This is a genomic window from Bacteroides sp. L10-4 (assembly GCF_013373675.1).
GTDB lineage: Bacteria > Bacteroidota > Bacteroidia > Bacteroidales > Bacteroidaceae > Bacteroides > Bacteroides muris.
Genome location: NZ_JABXJH010000064.1, coordinates 1 through 21,455, shown reverse-complemented (window position 1 = coordinate 21,455; position 21,455 = coordinate 1). Strand labels below are relative to the sequence as shown.

Below are 21,455 nucleotides of genomic sequence, written 5' to 3'. Positions count from 1 at the left end.
CTGATAGAGGTCGTACACCTCCTGGTAGTTTACTTTTTCTTTTGCCATAATCTTTGTTAGTAATTGGTTATGGCGCAAAGATATGCTGGGTTGCGATGCGTGTCAAGGCGGAAAATAGAATGGTTACAGAAGATATTTACTTTTGTCTTTTTGTTCTTCCGTCTGAAAAATAAAGCCTATATCAGTATCTAAGAAACAGTCATAAGGTGATTTTGGGATACACCATCATCCTTCTTATTATTGTTTGCGGAACGGCGGCTTCACAACCACAGCTTTCAGCTTGCGTCCCCGCATGTCAATGCAGATTTCCGTACCAACTTTGCTGTATTCGGGTCTGATATACCCCATTCCGATACCAATCTTACGCGTAGGCGACATAGTTCCGGAGGTTACCACACCGATGGCAGCACCATCCGTACCATACAGTTCGTAACCATGACGGGGGATACCACGGTCTATCATTTCAAACCCCACCAACTTACGGGTAGTGCCTTCTGCCTTCTGCTTTTCAAGCATCGGACGATTGGTGAAGTTCTTTCCCTCCACAAACTTGGTAATCCATCCTAACCCGGCTTCAATGGGCGAAGTAGTGTCGTCCAAATCGTTGCCATACAAACAGAATCCCATTTCCAAACGAAGCGTATCACGCGCCCCTAAACCAATCGGCTTAATGCCGAACTCTGCACCTGCCTCAAACACCGCATCCCAAACCTTCATGGCAGCCTCCGGATAGAAATAAAGCTCAAAACCACCCGCACCGGTATATCCGGTATTGGAGATAATGACATCTTTTTCTCCGGCAAACTCACCGTGGGTAAAAGTATAGTAAGGAAGGTCGGAAAGATTTATGGAAGTCAGCTTCTGCAAAGCCAGAATGGCCTTCGGTCCTTGCACCGCAAGCTGTGCCATGCGGTCGGAAGCATTTTCCAATTCAGCGCCTTCCGTATTATGAGACACACACCAATTCCAGTCTTTCTCAATGTTCGAAGCATTCACGACAAGCAGGTATTTTTCCGGCTCATAATGATAGACCAAGAGGTCGTCTACAATGCCTCCGTTTTCGTTGGGGAAGCAAGTATACTGTACTTTTCCCGGTGTAAGGGCAGCCACATTATTGGAAGTCACTTTCTGCAGAAAGTCCAAAGCATGAGGACCTTTCACCCAGAATTCTCCCATGTGTGAAACATCGAATACGCCGACACCCTGACAAACAGTGAGATGCTCGTCAATGATGCCTGAATACTCGATAGGCATATTATATCCCGCAAACTCGTGCATCTTGGCACCCAGCGAGATGTGTTTTTCGGTAAACGGAGTGGTTTTCATGAAACTATTAGAGTTATGAGTTATAAGTTATGAATTATTTATTTGCTGGCGACAAGTTCGGCAATCTTGACGATGACGTTCATGGCTTTCTCCATATTCTGGATAGGCACGAACTCATAACGACCGTGGAAGTTCAATCCACCGGCAAAGATATTGGGACAAGGTAAACCTTTGAAAGATAGCTGGGCACCATCTGTACCTCCCCGAATGGCTTTTACGTGAGGTTCTACACCTACTGCCTTCATGGCGGCAAAAGCAGTGTCGATGATATGCATCACCGGCTCAATCTGTTCGCGCATATTGTAGTATTGGTCGCGAAGTTCCAGAGCAGCGGTATTCGGACCGTACTCTTCATTGATTTTTGCCACAAGACGTTCCATCTCCTTCTTGCGCTCTTCAAAGCGGGCGCGGTCGTGGTCACGAATTATGTAAGAGACTGTTGTCTGCTCCACTTCACCGGTAATGCCTATCAGATGATAAAAACCTTCGTAACCTTCGGTATGCTCCGGAGCTTCATCAGCCGGAAGCATGGACATGAAACGGTTGGCAATGCGGATAGAGTTAATCATCTTATTCTTGGCATAACCCGGATGCACATTACGTCCCTTGAAGCTTATCTTGGCAGAGGCTGCATTGAAGTTCTCGAATTCAAGTTCACCCACTTCTCCACCGTCCATGGTATAAGCCCATTCGCAGCCGAACTGCGCTACATTGAACTTATGGGCACCCAGACCGATTTCCTCATCCGGATTAAATCCGATACGGATTTTACCGTGCTTGATTTCGGGATGTTCCTTCAGATATACCACTGCCGATACAATCTCGGCAATGCCTGCTTTATCGTCGGCACCAAGCAAAGTCTTGCCGTCGGTCACAATCAAATCCTCCCCTTGGTGGCCGAGTAGTTCGGGGAACTGGGTGGGAGAAAGAACCACATTCTCTTCGGCGCAAAGAACAATGTCCTTACCGTCATAATTCTGCACGATACGCGGAGAAACATTCTTTCCGCTCATATCAGGACTTGTATCCATGTGGGCAATAAAGCCGATGACGGGCAACGGCTTGTCTGTATTGGCAGGAAGAGTGGCGAACAGATAACCATTTTCGTCCAACGTGATTTCTTCCAGACCCAAAGATTCCAATTCTTCTTTCAGATACCGGGCAAACACCATTTGCCCCGGAGTACTCGGAGTAATCTCAGTCTCTTCACTGGACTGAGTATCGAAGCTTACGTACTTTAAAAAACGTTCTACTAAAGTCATGATGAATAATGATTAGTGATTAATGGTTAGTGATTAATGGTCAGTGATTAGTAATTGGCGAAAAGCATTATCCGAATGGCATTAATCATTAATCACTAATCATTAACCACTATTTTGTGCTGTAAAGATAAAAAAAGGGGCGTGAACTGCCAAGCAATTCACGCCTCTTTTTTATTTCTTAAGGACAAAATGTCAATCAAAAATGGCTGCTACCATCAAAACAATGCGTACATATCTTACACTTAGGCAATCCGATAGCCTCAACCAGAGTTTCCAACGTATTGAACTTCAAGGATGAAAGTCCGAAACGCTCGCGGATAACGTCCACCATCTTTTCGTATTCGGGTGAGCCGGTAGTGGCATACTTATCGAGATTCTTATTCTCGTCACCCTCCAGTTCCTTGATGACACGACGGGTAATCAGTTCCATGTCGCTTTTGGAAGCCGTGAATCCTACAAACGGGCAGCTATATATCAATGGAGGACAAGCAATCCGGATATGCACCTCCTTGGCACCATACTCATACAGCACCTTCACATTGTCGCGCAACTGGGTACCCCGGACAATAGAGTCATCACAAAACAGCAGGCGCTTTCCCTCAAGCATGGCACGATTGGGAATCAGCTTCATCTTTGCCACCAGCGAACGCAATTCCTGCTTACTGGGAGTAAAACTACGGGGCCAGGTCGGGGTATATTTGGAGATGGCACGATGATAGGGGACTCCTTTACCCTCAGCATATCCGAGTGCCATACCTACACCCGAATCGGGAATACCGCAGGCACAATCTACCTCTGACTTATCTGTCTGCGCCATCTTGAAACCGGAGGCAAAACGCACTTCCTCTACATTCTTACCTTCGTAGCAGGAAGTGGGGAAACCGTAATAGACCCATAGGAAGGAGCAAATCTGCATTCCTTCATCAGGCTTGCGCATCTGTTCCACACCATCAGCACGCATCCGTACAATCTCTCCAGGACCCAAATAGCGGTCTATCTCGTAACCAAGATTCGGAAAGCTGCTCGACTCACTTGTGGCAGCATACGCACCATCTTTCTTGCCAATCACAATCGGGGTACGTCCCCAGCGGTCGCGGGCAGCAATAATGCCGTCTTCCGTCAATAACAGCATGGAACAGGAACCTTTAATATGCTTATATACATTTTCAATTCCTTCGACAAATGTCTTTCCTTGTATAATAAGAAGGGCGATAAGTTCCGTCTGATTGGTTTTGCCCGAACTGAGTTCGGCGAAGTGCATGTTCTGAGCCAACAGTTCGGTTTCCAGTTCTTGCAGGTTCACGATTTTGGCTACCGTTACAATGGCAAAGCGACCAAGATGGGAATTGAGGACAAGGGGTTGAGGGTCTGTGTCGCTAATGATTCCTATTCCGGAATTTCCCTTGAACTGGTCTAGTTCATCCTCAAACTTCGTGCGGAAATAGGTACTTTCCAGATTGTGGATGGAACGGGTAAACTGCGCCGTTTCCGCATCGTATGTAGCCAACCCACCACGTTTTGTCCCTAAATGTGAATTATAATCTGTGCCGTAAAACAAATCTGCCACACAGCTTGTTGCCTTGGCGACTGTTCCGAAAAAACCTCCCATAAATTCTGTTTTGTTATTGATTTCTAAAATTAACGGGTGCAAAGGTATGAAGAATTTGCGAAATTCGGGCAGATTTGAAATGAATAAAAAAGGCAATATATCTCTTGCCCCATACAGAAATTATTATCGGAAACATAATAACTTTTGTGATTGGAACCAAAAGACTGCATATTTCCATATAAAGGGATTCTTAATGATTATGCAATCTGTTATCCGAGTGCAAAAATAAAGGTTTCCCCAAAGAACGGACTTACCAAAAATTCGGGTCTTGATGCTATTTTTACGGTATAAGAATGAGCTTACCCTAACACAAAAAAGCCCCGCAAAGATTGGACTTCTGCGGGGCCTCACTAATACCTAATACAAACTCTTTCTATCCTAAATTATCTCCACTTCTTCACAGTCTTCTTGTCAGCCGGAGTCGCTTCAATCAAACTCAATGCAAAACCACCGCTACGCGCTTCCTTCACGGACATTTTGGTCTTACCGGTTACGATACCCTTCCTTATCTGATAAGAAGTAGGGTTCTCCTTGTAATCGGCATCTTTACCGTCTGCATAGAGAGTGGCTACGTATTGCTTGCCCGGCTCAAGGAAATCGAGCGTGAAGTTGGCCGTACGTGCATTCTCGTCTGTAATACCGCCAACAAACCAGTTGCCGGTTCCTTTTGCTTTACGGGCCACGGTAATGTAATCACCCGGCTCTGCCTCAATGTACTTGCTGTCATCCCAGTCTACTGCCACATCCTTGATGAATTGGAAAGCATCCATGTGCTTTTCGTAGTTCTCAACCAAGTCGGCAGCCATCTGCAACGGGCTGTATAAAGTTACATACAGAGCGAGCTGCTTGGCAAGTGTAGTCTGCACTTGTCCGTGTGGCAAATCACCCATAAAGTCGAGTTTGGTATCGAAGATACCCGGTGTATAGTCCATCGGACCGCCAATCAGGCGGTTGAATGGGAGCAATGTGGTATGGAACGGCTTGCTGCCGCCGAATGCCTCATATTCGGTACCGCGTGCAGATTCGTTGCCAATCAAGTTAGGATAAGTACGGCACAAACCGGTAGGACGTACAGCTTCGTGTGCATTCACGCAAATTTTGTAGTCGGCTGCTTTCTTCACGGCATAGAGGTAGTGGTTGTTCAGCCATTGTCCATAGTGATGTTCGCCGCGGGGAATCATATCACCTACATATCCGCTCTTCACGGCATTGTAGCCATTATCCACCATAAACTGATAAGCCTTGTCCATATGACGTTCGTAGTTGCGCACGGAACCGGATGTTTCGTGGTGCATCATCAGCTTCACGCCCTTGCTCTTGGCATATTCATTCAGCATCTTCACATTGAAGTCGGGATAAGGAGTCACGAAGTCGAACACATAATCCTTGGATTTGCCGAACCAGTCTTCCCAACCTTCATTCCAGCCTTCTACCAATACTTGATCCAAACCATGTTCTGCTGCAAAATCAATGTATTTCTTCACATTCTCGTTGTTGGCGCCATGACGTCCGTTCGGTTTTGTCTTTGAGTAGTCCGTTTCACCCAATTTCACCGAAGGCAAGTCGTCCGTATAAGCCCAAGTGCTTTTACCGGCAATCATCTCCCACCATACACCTACGTACTTCACAGGTTTAATCCAGGAAACATCCTCATATGCGCAAGGTTCATTCAGGTTCAGAGTGATTTTAGAAGCAAGGATGTCACGGGCATCGTCGCTTACGATAACTGTACGCCACGGTGACGTGCAGGGAGCTTGCAGATAACCTTTATCACCTACTGCATCGGGAGTAAGCCAAGATTCAAAAACGAAGTTCTTGTCATCCAGGTTCAAGTGCATGCAAGAGTAATCCACCAAAGCTGCTTCGTGCAAGTTGATGTATAAGCCATCGGCAGTCTTCATCTGCAAGGAAGTCTGCACACCGGTGGGTGAAAATGAGGTTTGTGAAGAGTTAGGCGTAATGGCCCCTTTCATCAGCCCGCGAATTTCAGAAAGTTTGGATTCTGTATAGTCATATTCCTGCGTATCGTAGTCGCCCGGAATCCAGAAAGCAGTATGGTCACCGGTCATGGCAAATTGGGTGCGTTCCTCCTTAATCACAAAGTAATTCAGATTCTTCTGCAAAGGAAATTCATAGCGGAATCCCAGACCGTCGTCGAATAAACGGAAGCGGATAATGATGTTTCTGTCTTGTGCCTTTTGGTTGAGCGTTACAGCCAACTCGTTGTAGTGATTACGGATTTGCTTTACTTCACCCCACACCGGTTCCCAAGTCTCATCGAAAGTGGAGGTCTTTGCATCCGCCATCGTGAAGCCATTCATCAGACCGGGGTCGTTCTTCAGTTCGAGTCCTAATTTGGAAGGATTAATCACCGGCTTTCCTTTGTAAAAAAGTTCGTAAACAGGTTCGCCTTGCGCATTTACCGAAAAATTCAATTGAAGTTGTCCGTTGGGAGAGGTAATCCCCTCTGCCATCGCTACGCCGCTCACCAATAAGACGAGCAGGAAGCAGGCCAATTTTGTACAAAATACTTTCATGTTTCTCATGCTATTGTTAAAAAATAATGTTCGTGATGCAAATATAGACAGGAAAGCAATAAGTTCTGAGCCTTACACATATAAAAGACAAAGGATTTACCGGCAAACGTTTGCATGAGCCCCATCTCCGTAAGCAGAATGGAGGACGAAGTATATCAACCAAACAAAGAATGCGTTTCCGGACAATATTATTTGCCGAAATGTAGAGCGATACTATCGGCCTCTGATTTCATTTAACTCCTGATAACTCCCTCAAATGAAAGAGCCGTAGGTACATGCAATAAAAAAGTGAAATCAAGCTTGCGGATATGTATCCCAAAGTTGGGAACGGGCATCCCAAGGTTGGGGATGTCTATCCCAAGCCTTGGGATAGAACTTGCAGCCTGTATTTGTCATTTCTGCTACGAATACTTCAGGAATTTATTATCTGTGTTTTGCAACTTTATTGCAAGTGTTTGCCAGGCGGGAAACCTATATTCTGTGGCAAGATTGCAACTCTTTGGCAGAAGAAACAAGAAAGAGGGAGCGATTGCCTGAATATCCCCCCCCTCTGACTCCCTTCAACTCCCTTTAATGAAAAAGCCATAGCAGGAACACTTGAAATAAAGGCAGATTCCCAATATCAAACCGGAATTTCACTACCTTTGCAACCCAAACCAAACCCGGATAACCTATGACCAGATTACTGATAGCCATTTTCCTTGGTGGGGGCACCGGTAGCGTACTGCGCTACTGCATGCAGATGATGCTCCATGAACGCATAGTCCCCTACTCTTTCCCGTGGACCACGTTCACTGTCAACATCCTCGGAAGTTTCCTCATCGGGCTATTTTATACCTTATCCACCCGTTTCAACCTTTCTACCGAGGTACGGCTGTTGCTAACTACCGGCCTGTGCGGAGGATTCACCACCTTTTCCACTTTCAGCAATGACGGGCTGATTCTAATAAAACAAGGGTTCTACGGAATATTTGCCTTATATACCTTATTAAGTCTCACATTAGGAGTCCTGGCAGCCTTCGCCGGCGGCACCTTCGGACGCTGTATATAACCCAAACACCCCTATGAAACCCAGCAAGCCTTTTGTCATGCCTCCCGTACGCATCATCCCTCCTACCTTAGAGAGACAAAGTGAAAGTTCCAAATCATTGGAAGAATGGCTGAATACGGAAGAAACTGTCAGAGACCTTCACTTCGGTAAACGGACAGAGGAACACATGGAGTATTCCTACAAAAGCATCACCAACTGTACTTTCAGTCATATCCAATTCAGCGCCTGCAAACTGAAATCCTGCCATTTCACTGACGTACGTTTTGAACATTGCGACCTTTCCAACATCTCATTTGCCGAAAGTTCTCTGTTCAGAGTGGAATTCATATCCTGCAAACTGGTGGGAACCAATCTGCCGGAAACAATATTGAACCATCTGACAATGAAGGACTGCAATGCCAGATACCTCAATCTTTCCATGAGTAAAATCAGTCAAGCCCGCTTCACCTCTTGTGACTTGCGCAACAGCGACGTCAACGACTGCAAACTTGCCTCCATCGCCTTTGAAAACTGTGAGCTGGTAGAATCCGAGTTTTCACACACCCCTCTAAGAGGAATCGACTTGAGCGACTCGCACATAAGAGGTATACGCCTCAACCTGCCCGACATACGGGGAGCCATCGTCAATACCTCCCAAGCCATGGAGTTGACTGCTCTTTTAGGCATTACAATAAAGGATTAAAAACGAAAAACAATTCCCTATTTTCATTTGTTAGTAAGGTAGTTCATAATAAAAAACTGACTAAATATGAAAATAAAAAAGATTATCGGACGTGAAATCCTCGATTCAAGAGGTAACCCAACTGTAGAAGTAGACGTAACCTTGGAATCGGGCTTTATGGGCCGTGCTTCCGTCCCGTCGGGTGCCTCCACCGGAGAGCACGAAGCACTGGAGCTGCGCGATGGCGACAATAAACGCTATGGAGGAAAAGGTGTGCTGAAAGCCATAAACAATATCAACAACATCATTGCTCCCAAGCTAGTCGGCATGTCCGCACTCGAGCAGATGGAAATAGACCATACCATGTTGGCACTGGACGGTACGAAAACAAAATCTAATCTGGGTGCAAATGCCATCCTCGGCGTATCTCTTGCCGTAGCCAAAGCTGCTGCCGCCTACCTCGATATTCCACTCTACCGCTATATCGGTGGTACAAATACCTATGTGATGCCTGTACCGATGATGAACATCATCAATGGCGGTTCGCACAGTGACGCTCCCATTGCCTTCCAGGAATTCATGATACGCCCCGTAGGTGCCCACTCCTTCCGTGAAGGTCTGCGCATGGGTGCCGAAGTATTCCATGCACTGAAGAAAGTCCTGAAAGGCCGTGGTCTCAGCACAGCCGTAGGCGATGAAGGAGGTTTCGCTCCTAACCTGGAAGGCACGGAAGACGCACTGAACGCCATCATTTCCGCCATCAAGGCTGCCGGATATGAACCGGGCAAAGATGTAATGATTGCCATGGACTGCGCTTCTTCCGAGTTCTACCATGACGGCATCTACGATTACACCAAATTCGAAGGTGAAAAAGGCAAGAAACGTACTGCCGACGAACAGATTGACTATCTGGAAGAGTTAATCAACAAGTATCCCATCGACTCCATCGAAGACGGCATGAGCGAGAACGACTGGGACGGCTGGAAGAAACTGACCGACCGTATCGGTAACCGTTGCCAGTTGGTAGGAGACGATTTGTTCGTCACCAATGTGGACTTCCTTGCAATGGGCATCGGAAAAGGCTGTGCCAACTCCATATTGATAAAAGTAAACCAGATAGGTTCGCTGACCGAAACACTGAACGCCATCGAAATGGCACACCGCCACGGATATACCACCGTAACTTCCCATCGTTCCGGCGAAACGGAAGATGCGACTATCGCAGACATAGCCGTAGCTACCAACAGTGGACAAATCAAGACCGGTTCGCTGAGCCGCTCAGACCGCATGGCAAAGTACAACCAACTGCTTCGCATCGAAGAAGAACTGGGAAGCAACGCGGTGTATGGATATAAGAAAGTGACGAGTGACGAGTGATGAGTGATGAGTTATTTGCCGGTGTTTTCCTTTGCTGGGAGGCGGGGCTTATGATGAACAAAGCATTCATAAAATACAAGAAGGGGCGAACCGTCACGGTCCGTCCCTTCTCTTTTTAACCTTAAATCAACAATCAATCTACCACCTTAAAGAAAACTTCTTCTCCACTTTGGCTATCCGGTGCCACCCAAAGAGCAAAGTCTCCGGCTTCCACCGTCTTCACCATATCTATATTCCAGAAAGCAAGTTCACTTATCGGAAGTTCAAACGATACATTTTTCTTCTCACCCGGCTTCAATGTGACGCGGGCAAAGCGTTTCAGCTCCCTCACCGGACGGGTCACCGAAGCAAACTTGTCCTGCACGTAAAGCTGGGCTACCTCGGTACCTTCATACTTTCCGGTATTCTCAAGGTCGAAAGTCACAGTCAGCACATCTTCCTTCTTCAGATTGGCAGACGAGAGTTTCACATTATCATATTTGAACGTCGTATACGACAGACCGTAGCCAAACGGATACAGCGGATCGAAACCTGCATCCATATAGAAAGAAGTACATCCCAACGAAGTCTGCCCCGCTTCCAACGGAATGTCATTCAGCAAAACCTCATTCCGCGTAGCCGGACGTCCGGAACTGTTATGAGCATAATAAACCGGTATCTGTCCTACCATCTTCGGGAAAGTCACCGGAGTCTTGCCACTTGGCACAGCCTTACCCCACAGCAAGTCGGCCAATGCCGGTCCTCCCATGGTTCCGGGATGGAACGAATAAAGTACAGCTGACGAGAGTTCGACTTCCTTTCCTATGGTCAACGGACGCCCTGCCATTACGACAGTAACCACCGGTTTTCCCGTTTTCGCCAAAGCGGCAATCAGTTCGCTTTGCGCACCTTGCAGGTTCAGGTCGGCCAGGCAATGCGCCTCTCCTGAAAGAATAGCCTCTTCGCCTACAAATGCCAAAATAACATCGGCACGTGCGGCGGCAGCAGCGGCTTTGGCAACACCTGCCATATTCTTGTCACGGCTATAAGTCAGCCCCGACTCGTATATCACCTGCACTTTGTCCCCCACCAGTTCCTTGATGGCCTTCAACGGTGTCACAGTTTTCGTCTTGTCACCATCAAATATCCAGGTACCCAATTGGTCATAAGGTGCATTTGCCATCGGACCTACCACAGCAACTGTCTTTACCGAAGATTGCAAAGGCAATGTCTCCTTTTCGTTCTTCAACAAGATGGCCGATTCCACAGCAGCTTGCTTGGCAGCCTCCAGATGAGAAGGAGCATAAAGTTCCTCTATCCGTTTCTCATCCACATAAGGATTATCAAACAGTCCCAACCGGAATTTGATACGCAGAATATTCCGCACGGCATCGTCTATGGCAGACTTCTTGACCTTACCTTCTTTTATCAATCCCGGCAATTCCTTGACAAACGTATAGCTGACCATCTCCATATCCACACCAGCATTTACCGCCTTCATTGCTGCCTCTTTAGAATCGGCAGCAAAGCCATGTGCCATCATTTCGGCTACTGAAGCCCAGTCTGAAACTACTATTCCATCAAATCCCCATTCACCACGAAGCACATCTTTCAAAATAAAAGTGTTTCCGGTAGACGGCGCTCCGTCATTGTCATTGAACGAAGTCATGAAAGTAGCCGCCCCAGCCTTGGCAGCAGCCTCGAATGGAGGAAGATAGACATTACGCAAGCGACGCTCCGGAATAAAAGTAGAGTTATAGTCACGTCCCCCTTCCGCAGCTCCATATCCTACAAAATGTTTGGGACATGCCGCAATAGAGGTAGGATGATTCAAAGAATCCCCCTGAAAGCCTTTTACCATGGCAGCCCCCATCACCGAAGTGAGGTATGTATCTTCTCCACATCCCTCGGCCATACGCCCCCAACGGGGATCGCGAGCCACATCTATCATCGGTGCAAATGTCCAGCGGATACCCACGGCAGAAGCCTCCACAGCCGCTACCCGTGCACCATCCTTAGCCACCTGCGGGTTGAAAGATGCCGCTTGTCCCAAGGGAATAGGGAATATAGTCTTGAAACCATGGATCACATCGCGTGCCATCAGTAAAGGGATGCCCAAACGGGATTCCTCCATTGCCACACGCTGCAAGGCATTGACGCGCACCGGGTCCACCTCATTCAGGATAGACCCGACTTCACCTTTCTTTATCAATCCGCTCATATCCTCTATGTTGCCATAAGAAGAAATCTGGTTCATCTGCCCAATCTTTTCTTCCAATGTCATACGGGACAACAGCGTTTCTATTTTCTGCTCGATGACTGCATCATTTTCTGTATCCTGCACTTGAGTACAAGATATAAAAGGAAGCAGCAACAAACAAGCAGAGAGCATTTTCATTGTTTTCATCTTTAATCTATTATTTGAAATGGAACATTTGCTGTGGAGACAAAGCCCGTATTATCAAGTACATATACGTACAAACGATATTCTCCGGGAACTTTAATTGCAGTCTCATACACATTTTTATCTGACATAGCCACCTCACCGACTCTTTCCGGACGCGGTTCATAAGAACCTCCAAAGCCCAGCACTGTAGCTTCTTTAAGCACTTCCCAAACATAAGTCAGAGAATCATTTTCCTTGTCTATGGCCACAACCTCCGCTTTAAATAAAGCACCTGCTTTGATACGGATATTATCAATAGCACTTTTACCATTGATAGTCATGCCTTGAACTATCGGAGCCGTTTCATCCAATTCCTTGCCGGTCCACACTCTTTGCATGGCCTCCACCATAGGAGTTTTCTCTCCTTTCAATGGCAGTGAATCCACCTTATCTTCCACAAACATACTGAACCAAGTAGGCGTACGTTCTTCTTTTTGTCCCCACAAGAATACAAAAGAGCCCAAGCAACGGGGATTGGCAGAAATATATTGCGTATAACGCTCTTCGTATACCTGCCGTTTTTCTTCACTGGTCTGCTCTATGGGTGCCTTCCACTCGGTTGACGCTGTTTCCCACCAACCGGTCGGTCCCCACTCGGTAATCATAAATGCACCCTTGTAGTCCGACCGGTCAACAACAGCCTGCACCTCTCCCATCGGACCATATACATTGATGCCCACATAATCGAGAGACGGAGCATACTTTGCCACAGAGTCCAATGCCGACGGATTGTAGGAAATCACTGTCGAAACCAGATGACGCTTGTCTATCGACTTAATCAGCTGTGCCAGTTCTTCCACAAAATTCCATGCGGCAGCTATATTGGCATTTCCCAACTCAATTTCATTGCCAATCCCCCAAGCCAGCAAACTCGTATCATTCTTGAACGTTTCTGCCAACAAGCGGACTTCTTCGCGCATCTTATTCTTATATTCATCATCGTAATAGCGTATGGAGTCTTTGGTCATACCTATTCCCTGCATTACGTACATGTTGTGCTCCGAAGCCAATGCCAGATTTTTCTTTATCTCCTCCACATTACCTCCCCAGGTTCTGAAGGCATTGGCACCACTCTGGGCGGCAATGTCCAACCGATATGTGCCGCCTACGCCTTTAATATAAGTTTCTCTTCCGTCAATGGAAAGTTTATAACCGTCTGTCGCCTTCTCTATCACAATACCATCTAGAGCAGAAGGAGAACAAGCAGACAGCAAAACCAAACAGATAAAAATAAATATTTTTTCTTTTCTCATTATCAATTGTCCTAAAGCATAAGTATCTATATTATAGATAAAACTAACATTTAGTCTGCACATTCAAATTCCATTTAAATAAAACAGCTCTACTTTTTCTGAAACACGCGTACATAGTCCACCTTCATCGTCACTGGAAGAGCAGACTCGTCCACACCGTTCATTCCACCCCAATCACCGCCCCAAGCCAGATTCAGAATGGGATAGAAAGCATAATGGAAAGGCCATTGATTATGCCCAGCTCCCAATTGTTGCTTGGTAACAGCCAACTGTACCTTACCATCCACGTATGTAGTGATGGCATCTTCCGTCCACTCTAAAGCATAGAGATGAAATTCTCCCTCTGCCTGTTCTATAGTCATGGCATGCGTTTTCTGCGTACCTTTAGTATGATTATAGTCTTGCGTATGGATAGACGAAGAGACTTCGTTGGGTACGACTCCCACTTCCTCCATAATGTCTATTTCACCACACATGGGCCATGGGTTAGTATTCCAGTCATTACCAACCGGCATCATCCAAAAAGCCGGCCAAGTCCCCTTGCCTTCAGGCAACATGATGCGTGCTTCAAAGTAACCGTATTTCCAACCAGTATTCACTTTAGCATACACACGACCAGAGTAAATTTTACCGTCGGAGCCTTTGAAACAATTAATGTTCAACTTACCGTCCACAAGTTCTGTCACACGCTTTCCGTCAGCAGAACCATTGACGTAATTTTGAAGCTCATTATTTACCCACCCTGATCCTTGAACCTCGTGTGTCCAGTCTTTGCCGAGAGATGTGCCCTCATTAAATTCATCATGCCAAACCAACCGATATCCCTCAGGGGTATTGATATCCCGATCTTCAGCCGATTCTTGAACAACTGTTACAGTTATTTTCTCTGTACCAGCCACTACTTCAACTGTACCCGTACGGGAAATCTTTGCATCATTAGCTAAAGTGGTCACAACAATCTCTCCGCTGTTTTTTTCTGCGCTAATCCAACTATCATTGGATTTCACATTCCATTCACCAGAAGCAATAACAGATAAGATAAAAGATTCTCCTATAGAATTAGAATACAACTCAGTCTGTGACACTGATAAAGGAGCCGCCTGCGTAATAGGAACAGATACACGAGTAGCACCGGATTTAACCACCACCGTACCAGTACGAGAAGTAGTACCCGTATGAGCACTGACCATAACCGTCGCTGTGCCTTGGCCAGAAGAAGAACCTATTACATTTACTTTGACCCATGAACTGCAATCATCAGAGGCAAAAGCCGTCCACTCTTTACCGGAACAAACCACATTCACCACATATTGGCTAGCTTGTGCAACAGCCTCTATCTTTTCAGGAGAACATTTAATAGTAACATCCTCGGATTGCGGTTCCTTGTCATCGCTACTGCCACAAGCAATCAACGAAAACAAAAGAATAGATAATAGACAATAGTATTTCATATATATTTTTTACAACATAAGTAGAGAAAAAGGGAAAGGATGAAACTCCAGCAATTGCCAAGATAACACACATCCTTCCCCCCTTTTATAATTCACTGCTTTTAGCAGACCGATATTCTATCCAATACCAGTCATCAATCTCTATGAGTCTGGAAAATAATATCCTTAATAGTCACCTTTGTGTTCGCAGGGTTTCCACCAAAGTCAAAGACTAAGGATATAGCATGCATCTCTTTAGGAGCCTTTTTACTTGCAACCCAGAACTTATTATCTTCATTGCCCAACAAATCCGTCTGTTCTGCAAAGAAGAAATTGTCGTCATGTTTGATATCCGGTTCATCTGTCTGAACCAACTTCACAGTTACCCCCTTCAAATCAACAGTGGGATTCAAAGTAACACAGAAATCATAAGTAGTTTCTGTATCAGCCGACAAATCCGTACTGAACGAGAACTGATTCTGCCATTGTGCCTCGGTAGCATCAGGGAAAGTAAGTGTATAGGCATTTCCATCTACTACTAAATCAGGATCAGGTCGAACACTCCAATCCGGGTTTGCATAGAAGAAAGTATTGGTAAAGGTTGCCCCGTTCCAAAGATTGTCTTCACTATCCACCTTCACCCAAGAAGGTTCAGGCTCTTGTACTTCGGGAATTTCCGTACCGTCATCATTAGCATGGTCTTTCAGAACGAAACTCTCTATCGTAATCTCTGTATTTGCCGCATTGCCGCCAAAATCGAGTGCAAACTTCAAATCGGTAATATCCACACCAGGAACATTGCTGAACCATATACACTTAGGCTCATTAGCATCCAAAGCCACACGCTGCATATTGATAAACGTATTGTCATCACCTTTCTGCTGTACTTTCACCGTCACACCCGGATGAGCGGTGGTAGAAGTGATTATCACTGAGAAATCATAGGTTTTATCCACCGGCAAAGCAATGGCCTTATCCAATTCCACATGCATCTGAGCCTGCCACTGATCGGTAGTAGCTTCCGGCAAGGCAACTACAAATGCACCATTCTGATAAGTATATTTCGGGTCGGCAATCTGAGCCCATCCCGGAGCATACCAGAAAGAAGCCACATTGAAAGTCACTCCCTTAAACATGTTGAAATCACTATCTTCCACAAAACCACCAAAACCGTTCATTTTGGTCTTCTCTATGGTAAAAGTTTTAGTAATCACACCGTCACTCATTCCATTGGCATTTTTCACCTTACACTCCACCGTATAATCGCCTTTCTTGCGATAATACTTAGAAAAAGAATAAGAAGCACTATAACTTTCTCCGTCTATAATCCATATAGGAGAAACACCGGTAGCACTTTTAAATTCAAAATTAGCATAATTAGTGGTCTGGTCTACCGTAACTACAAAGTTATCGGCAAAATCACTCACTTGCGGTATATTTCCGTCAGCTCCCTCAAACTCTTCAGGCGAACATGCGGTCATCACGAGACCTGCAAACAATGTTCCTGCTATGTATCTAAATATATTTTTCATATAGGTTATTCATTTTATTGATAAACTTATTTATAATCGTTCTGAACCAATGCCGGGTCGGAATCCAACTCGCCTTGTGCGATAGGAATAAACTTCTTCTTGGCAGTCCAAGAGTTGGTGCGGTATCCGTATTCATCGGGCACAAGTGCCGTAGTTGCCTTATTCTTGGCTGATGCACCACTGATACCTTCGGCACGTACAAGATCGAAATAACGCTTACCCTCACCTACAAACTCAAGGTGACGTTCAGTGAGCACATCGTCCACCGTAACGGAAGAAAGTTCACTGAGTCCGGCACGAGTACGCACTTCGTTCAACCATGTTTTAGCCTCACCGGTAGCACTTCCACCAGTACGGAGGGACAATTCGGCAGCATTAAGCAATGTCTCGGCATAGCGATAATAACGGAAGTTATTGTTATAGTTCAAGTTCTGGTCAAACGGCGCACTCTTGAAATTACGGTCATACGGGCGATACTTGTGAAGCCAGATATGAGTATCCTGATAGCGGACCGTATATTCCGTTCCACGCACATCCCAGCAAGTAGCATCGCGGCGCTTGTCTGCATCACTGAACATCTCGTATGTTTCGAGACGCATAGGCAGGAATCCCCAGCCTTCACCCGTCCATTCGGCATCTGCCGTAAATGTATTGGGCGAAATCAAAGTAGGTAGTACAGTACCTCCCACGGCCAACGGGCTTCCCCATCCGCGTTCACTATTAGACTGCTCGTAGTTGATTTCCCAAATGGATTCACTAGTCCATTCGCCACTTGTCTCCCAAATAGCTGCATAATCAGGGTTCAACTTGAAACCGGAATCTGCTATGATTTCCTTCATATATCCCAAAGCCTTTGCAAAACGGCTCTCATCATTCTGATACATCACCATTTCAGCATACATCATATATGCCATGGCAGCCGTTACGCGTCCCAACTGTCCTTCATCATTCATACCTTTCTCATTCTTATAATACTTCAACGGTAGCACCTTGGAATCGATGACAGCTTCCAATTCTACAACCAGATTGTTGTAAACCTCGTCCGCTTTCAGCTGAGGAGCAGTATAAGGAGGTTCGTTAAGGTTCTCTAAATAGAAAGGTACATTGCCGAAATAGTGCCACAACATATTATAGTAGAACACACGCAAACAGCGAGCCTGCATTTCATAACTCTTACGGTTTTCTTCAGTAACGTCCGTAGCCCAATCCAAGTATTTCAACAAATCGTTGCAACGTTTTACACCCGAATAGTCAACCGTCCAAAGTGAACTGAGCGTATTGTTTTCATTGCCCTCGTAGTTGAAAAGCATGTGCCAGTTCTGCATGTCGGTTTTGGTAGCACCACCTACCCAGAAATTATCACCCATAATCTCGGCATCAATATTCAAGGCATTGTATTGTCCCAATCCCCAGTCTGCCCAGTGGATAGGGTCGTATGCCGCAATCAGCGCCTCTTGAATGCGCTCATCGGTAGTATAATATTCTTCCAACGGTTCACCCGTAGGATTCTCCACTTCAAGAAAACTGTCACTGCAACCGGTAGCCAACACTGTAGCGGCAGCAAGTAAGCCTATTACTAATATTTTATTTGTTTTCATATAGTTCTTATATTTTTAGATTAGAAAGAAACATTTACACCTACTGTATATGTACGAGCTTGCGGATAAATACCACGGTCAACACCAAGAGAAGTTGCACCTGAAGAAATTTCAGGATCAAATCCCCAATATTTGGTCCAAGTAACAAGATTTTCAGCTTGCACATACACGCGCAGACGTTCTATGGTGAGCTTGCGAGTCAAAGTTTTGGGCAATGTATAGCCCAGTGTGATGTTCTTCAAACGAAGATAAGAGCCATCGCACACATAGAGGTCGGACACCAGCCAGTTGGTAGCATTGCCCGTAGCCAGACGGGGATATTTGTTTGAAGTGCCTTCGCCAGTCCAGCGGTTCAACATCCAGGAAGGATAGTTGCCGGAAGCTACATCCGAGCGCCAAGTGGCATCGAACACATCGGCTCCTGCCACGCCTTGAAAGAAGATATTGAAATCAAATCCTTTCCAATCGGCATTCAAGTTCAAGCCGTAAGTCCAATCGGGAGTACCATTACCAATGTCGGTACGGTCATCAGCCGAAATCTGTCCATCCTGGTTCACGTCCACAAAACGCGTGTCACCCGGAACGGCATCCGGCATAATCATGCCACCGTCCTTATTCACATAAGCACGAACCTCATCCATATTTTGGAACACGCCATCCGTCTTGTATCCAAAGAAATACGGGAAAGGCTTTCCATTCGAGCCACGGGTTCCACCACCGGAAAGTCCTTGAATACCATCAAAATCCATATAGCCAGTATCGTTACCCAAGTTCTTCAATTCGTTCTTCAGATAAGTGGCATTGCCCTTCACGGCAAAATGAGCGTCGCCCACATTCCATTTATAACCCAATTCAAACTCAAAGCCGCTGTTCTCCATATCGCCTACATTTCCGTAAGGCTTGCTCTCACCTACATAGCTGGGGATAGGCATTTCCATAATCATACCATTGGTTTTCTTGATGTAATAATCAGCACTGAAAGTCAATGCATTATTGAAAAATCCCAAGTCAACACCCAAGTCCGTCTGTTCACTTTCTTCCCATTTCAAATTAGGATTTGCCAAGCGTTCTGCCTTAGAACCAATCCACTTGATGGCATCTTTGCCCAAAAGCACATTGTTACCCATGGCAGTAAGGGACGTATAGCCAAATTCAATAATGTTATCGTTACCATTCTTACCCCAGCTTCCACGAATCTTGAAGTTGGAAAGCCAATCGCGGGTATTCTCCATGAATGCTTCATTCATCACATTCCAACCCACTGAAACGGAGGGGAAAGTACCATACTTGTTGTTAGACCCGAAGCGGCTTGAACCATCGCGACGTACCGTAGCCTGGAACATATAACGCTCATCGTAGTTGTAGTTTAAACGGAGAAACATGGACGACATGCGATGCTCTACTCGGGGAGCACCAGAAACACCATGCTGTACAGTAACACCGGTGATAATCTTATTGCCATCTGCATCCAATATAGGATTGCCACTACCATCAGTCTTATATATATACTCTACGTTACCTGTAGCATAATCAATAGACGGTTTACCGGGATTGACCAAATTCCAACGGCTTCCTTTCAGATAGTCACCTTTGTACTTCAAGGCAGACTGTCCCAAAACGATACCAAACGAATGTTTACCGATAGTCTTGTCGTATGTCAAGGTATTCTCCAACTGCCACGTTACATTCTGTTCCTTGTTGTTTTCTACACTGGTATGCAAAGCATTGTTATTGCCCGAAAGATAGAAACGGGAAGTAGTGGCTTTGTCATATCCCCAAAAGCCCATATCGGCACTATAACTGAAATGATACTTCAATTTGTCCCATAACTGCAAGTCTACAGAAAATTTAGGCACAAACTTATGCGACCAGTTCTTTTGAGGAGATAAGGTCATCATTGCCAATGGATTGTTCATTTCTTGATAAGCACCTTTATAACCGGGCACAGTATAAGGATTGCCATTTTCATCACGCGGCAAGTCATAAGCACCATAAAAATCTATCATCTCCTTGGCGGCATCCCCAGTCAGTGTGGGAGTGAGGATAGGTGACAAATAGAGTGCCGAACCCAAAGCCGAACCGAATTCTGAGTTGGTAGCAATACCAGTGGAATGGGTACGCATATAAGCAATGTTGACACCTACATCCAAACGGTTCAGAAAATTACGTTCTTTGGAAGCGTCTATCACGTTGTACTGGTTGTTTGAACGAATAGTCAGACGATCGTAATTGGAATGTCCATAGTTACCGCCCACAATACCGTCTTGGCTGAAATAGCCTAAAGAAAGATAATAGTTCACCTTATCGGATGCACCGCTGATAGTCACATCGTGATTCACCACCGGAGCATTATCATTGAACAACAACTCCTGCCAATCCGTACCAAAACCCTTGATGGCGTTTCCATTGGCATCAATCAAGTTATAAGGGTCAGCATAAACCGGCTTCTCACCACCGTTCACACGCATTTCGTTCTGCAACACGGCATAGTCTGTGGCACTGGTTACATCACGATGTTTCCACGCGCTCTGCCAGCCGTAAGAAAAGTTGTAGTTGATTTGCGCTTTGCCCATCTTGCCTTTTTTGGTAGTCACCAGAATAACACCATTTGCAGCACGTGCACCATAGATGGCACCGGAAGCGGCATCCTTCAACACTTCGATAGATTCAATATCATTAGGATTCACAAAATCAAGACCACCACCAATAGGCATACCGTCTACAATATAGAGCGGATCACTATTGTTGATAGTACCGATACCACGAATACGTACACGAGGAGAATCACCCGGCTGACCGGAAGCTGAAGTTACATCCACACCTGCAGCCAAACCTTTCAATGCATTATCCATACGCACCGGAGATTTGTTTTCCAAATCCTCACTACTAACTTTGGCAATAGATGCTGTTACCACACTTTTTTTCTGAACACCATACCCCACCACTACTACTTCGTCCAGCGTTTCTGAATCTTCCTGAAGAACTATTTTCAAGGAAGTCTTTCCATTTACTGCCACTTCTTGTGACCTAAAGCCAATATAAGTAATAGAAAGCGTTGCGTCGGCAGGAACCGACAATGTGAAATTACCATCCAAATCAGTAATTCCACCGTTGGTAGTTCCTTTAACTACCACATTTACTCCAGGCAACGGTTCATTATCCGAACCGCTCACCACTGTACCTTTTACCTGTATATTTTGGGCATATACAGAAGCCAAGGTAAAGCTTAACAGAAATAAAACTGATAATAACTTTTTCATAAGTTTTCATTAGTGTCCAATAAAAATGGACGAGTTAAAAAATTAATCAAATAGTCCTTCAAAAAGGGGATAATCGAGTTCTTTGATATCGTTGAAATCAGTCTTATCGAACAGGTCACGTAAGTTCGTTTTGT

General features: G+C 45.5%; 13 protein-coding genes. 3 read left to right on the top strand and 10 right to left on the bottom strand.

What is annotated here, in order from left to right:
- Positions 1-237: 237 nt before the first annotated feature.
- From gcvT to HU824_RS16675, 4 genes are all read right to left on the bottom strand, one after another.
- Positions 238-1,326 carry a glycine cleavage system aminomethyltransferase GcvT gene (gcvT, locus tag HU824_RS16690; protein ID WP_136010440.1) on the bottom strand — a complete coding sequence of 363 codons (1,089 nt, stop codon included), beginning with the start codon at positions 1,324-1,326 and terminating at the stop codon, positions 238-240.
- A gap of 38 nt (positions 1,327-1,364) precedes the next feature.
- Positions 1,365-2,588, bottom strand: coding sequence for a peptidase T (pepT, locus tag HU824_RS16685; RefSeq protein WP_176469440.1), 1,224 nt, complete (start codon positions 2,586-2,588; stop codon positions 1,365-1,367).
- Between the two features lie 196 nt (positions 2,589-2,784).
- The gene (locus HU824_RS16680) at positions 2,785-4,197 is read right to left on the bottom strand and encodes an amidophosphoribosyltransferase (protein ID WP_176469439.1); all 1,413 of its coding nucleotides are present in this window, start codon (positions 4,195-4,197) and stop codon (positions 2,785-2,787) included.
- A 383-nt stretch (positions 4,198-4,580) separates the two neighbouring features.
- The gene (locus HU824_RS16675; protein WP_176469438.1) at positions 4,581-6,743 is read right to left on the bottom strand and encodes a glycoside hydrolase family 97 protein; all 2,163 of its coding nucleotides are present in this window, start codon (positions 6,741-6,743) and stop codon (positions 4,581-4,583) included.
- 664 nt (positions 6,744-7,407) lie between these two features.
- Between HU824_RS16675 and crcB the strand changes: the two genes are divergently transcribed.
- From crcB to eno, 3 genes are all read left to right on the top strand, one after another.
- Positions 7,408-7,785 (top strand): fluoride efflux transporter CrcB, encoded by a 378-nt coding sequence (crcB, locus tag HU824_RS16670; protein WP_136010436.1) that lies wholly within the window; start codon positions 7,408-7,410, stop codon positions 7,783-7,785.
- Positions 7,786-7,798: 13 nt separating this feature from the next.
- Positions 7,799-8,467 (top strand): pentapeptide repeat-containing protein, encoded by a 669-nt coding sequence (locus tag HU824_RS16665; protein WP_176469437.1) that lies wholly within the window; start codon positions 7,799-7,801, stop codon positions 8,465-8,467.
- Positions 8,468-8,533: 66 nt separating this feature from the next.
- Positions 8,534-9,823, top strand: a complete 1,290-nt coding sequence (eno, locus tag HU824_RS16660) for a phosphopyruvate hydratase (RefSeq protein ID WP_176469436.1) — start codon at positions 8,534-8,536, stop codon at positions 9,821-9,823.
- Positions 9,824-9,956: 133 nt separating this feature from the next.
- On the opposite strand, the gene bglX is transcribed toward eno, so the two are convergent.
- The 6 genes from bglX to HU824_RS16630 form a co-directional block, all read right to left on the bottom strand.
- Entirely contained in the window at positions 9,957-12,209 is a 2,253-nt protein-coding gene (gene bglX / locus HU824_RS16655) for a beta-glucosidase BglX (RefSeq protein ID WP_176469435.1), read from the bottom strand.
- 2 nt (positions 12,210-12,211) lie between these two features.
- Positions 12,212-13,501 carry a glycoside hydrolase family 2 TIM barrel-domain containing protein gene (locus HU824_RS16650; RefSeq protein ID WP_176469434.1) on the bottom strand — a complete coding sequence of 430 codons (1,290 nt, stop codon included), beginning with the start codon at positions 13,499-13,501 and terminating at the stop codon, positions 12,212-12,214.
- Positions 13,502-13,590: 89 nt separating this feature from the next.
- Positions 13,591-14,922, bottom strand: coding sequence for a family 16 glycosylhydrolase (locus tag HU824_RS16645; protein WP_255260548.1), 1,332 nt, complete (start codon positions 14,920-14,922; stop codon positions 13,591-13,593).
- 164 nt (positions 14,923-15,086) lie between these two features.
- Positions 15,087-16,463 (bottom strand): hypothetical protein, encoded by a 1,377-nt coding sequence (locus tag HU824_RS16640; RefSeq protein ID WP_176469432.1) that lies wholly within the window; start codon positions 16,461-16,463, stop codon positions 15,087-15,089.
- 26 nt (positions 16,464-16,489) lie between these two features.
- Positions 16,490-18,061, bottom strand: coding sequence for a RagB/SusD family nutrient uptake outer membrane protein (locus HU824_RS16635; RefSeq protein WP_176469431.1), 1,572 nt, complete (start codon positions 18,059-18,061; stop codon positions 16,490-16,492).
- Between the two features lie 20 nt (positions 18,062-18,081).
- Positions 18,082-21,321, bottom strand: a complete 3,240-nt coding sequence (locus HU824_RS16630) for a TonB-dependent receptor (RefSeq protein ID WP_136010429.1) — start codon at positions 21,319-21,321, stop codon at positions 18,082-18,084.
- Between the last annotated feature and the right edge of the window lie 134 nt (positions 21,322-21,455).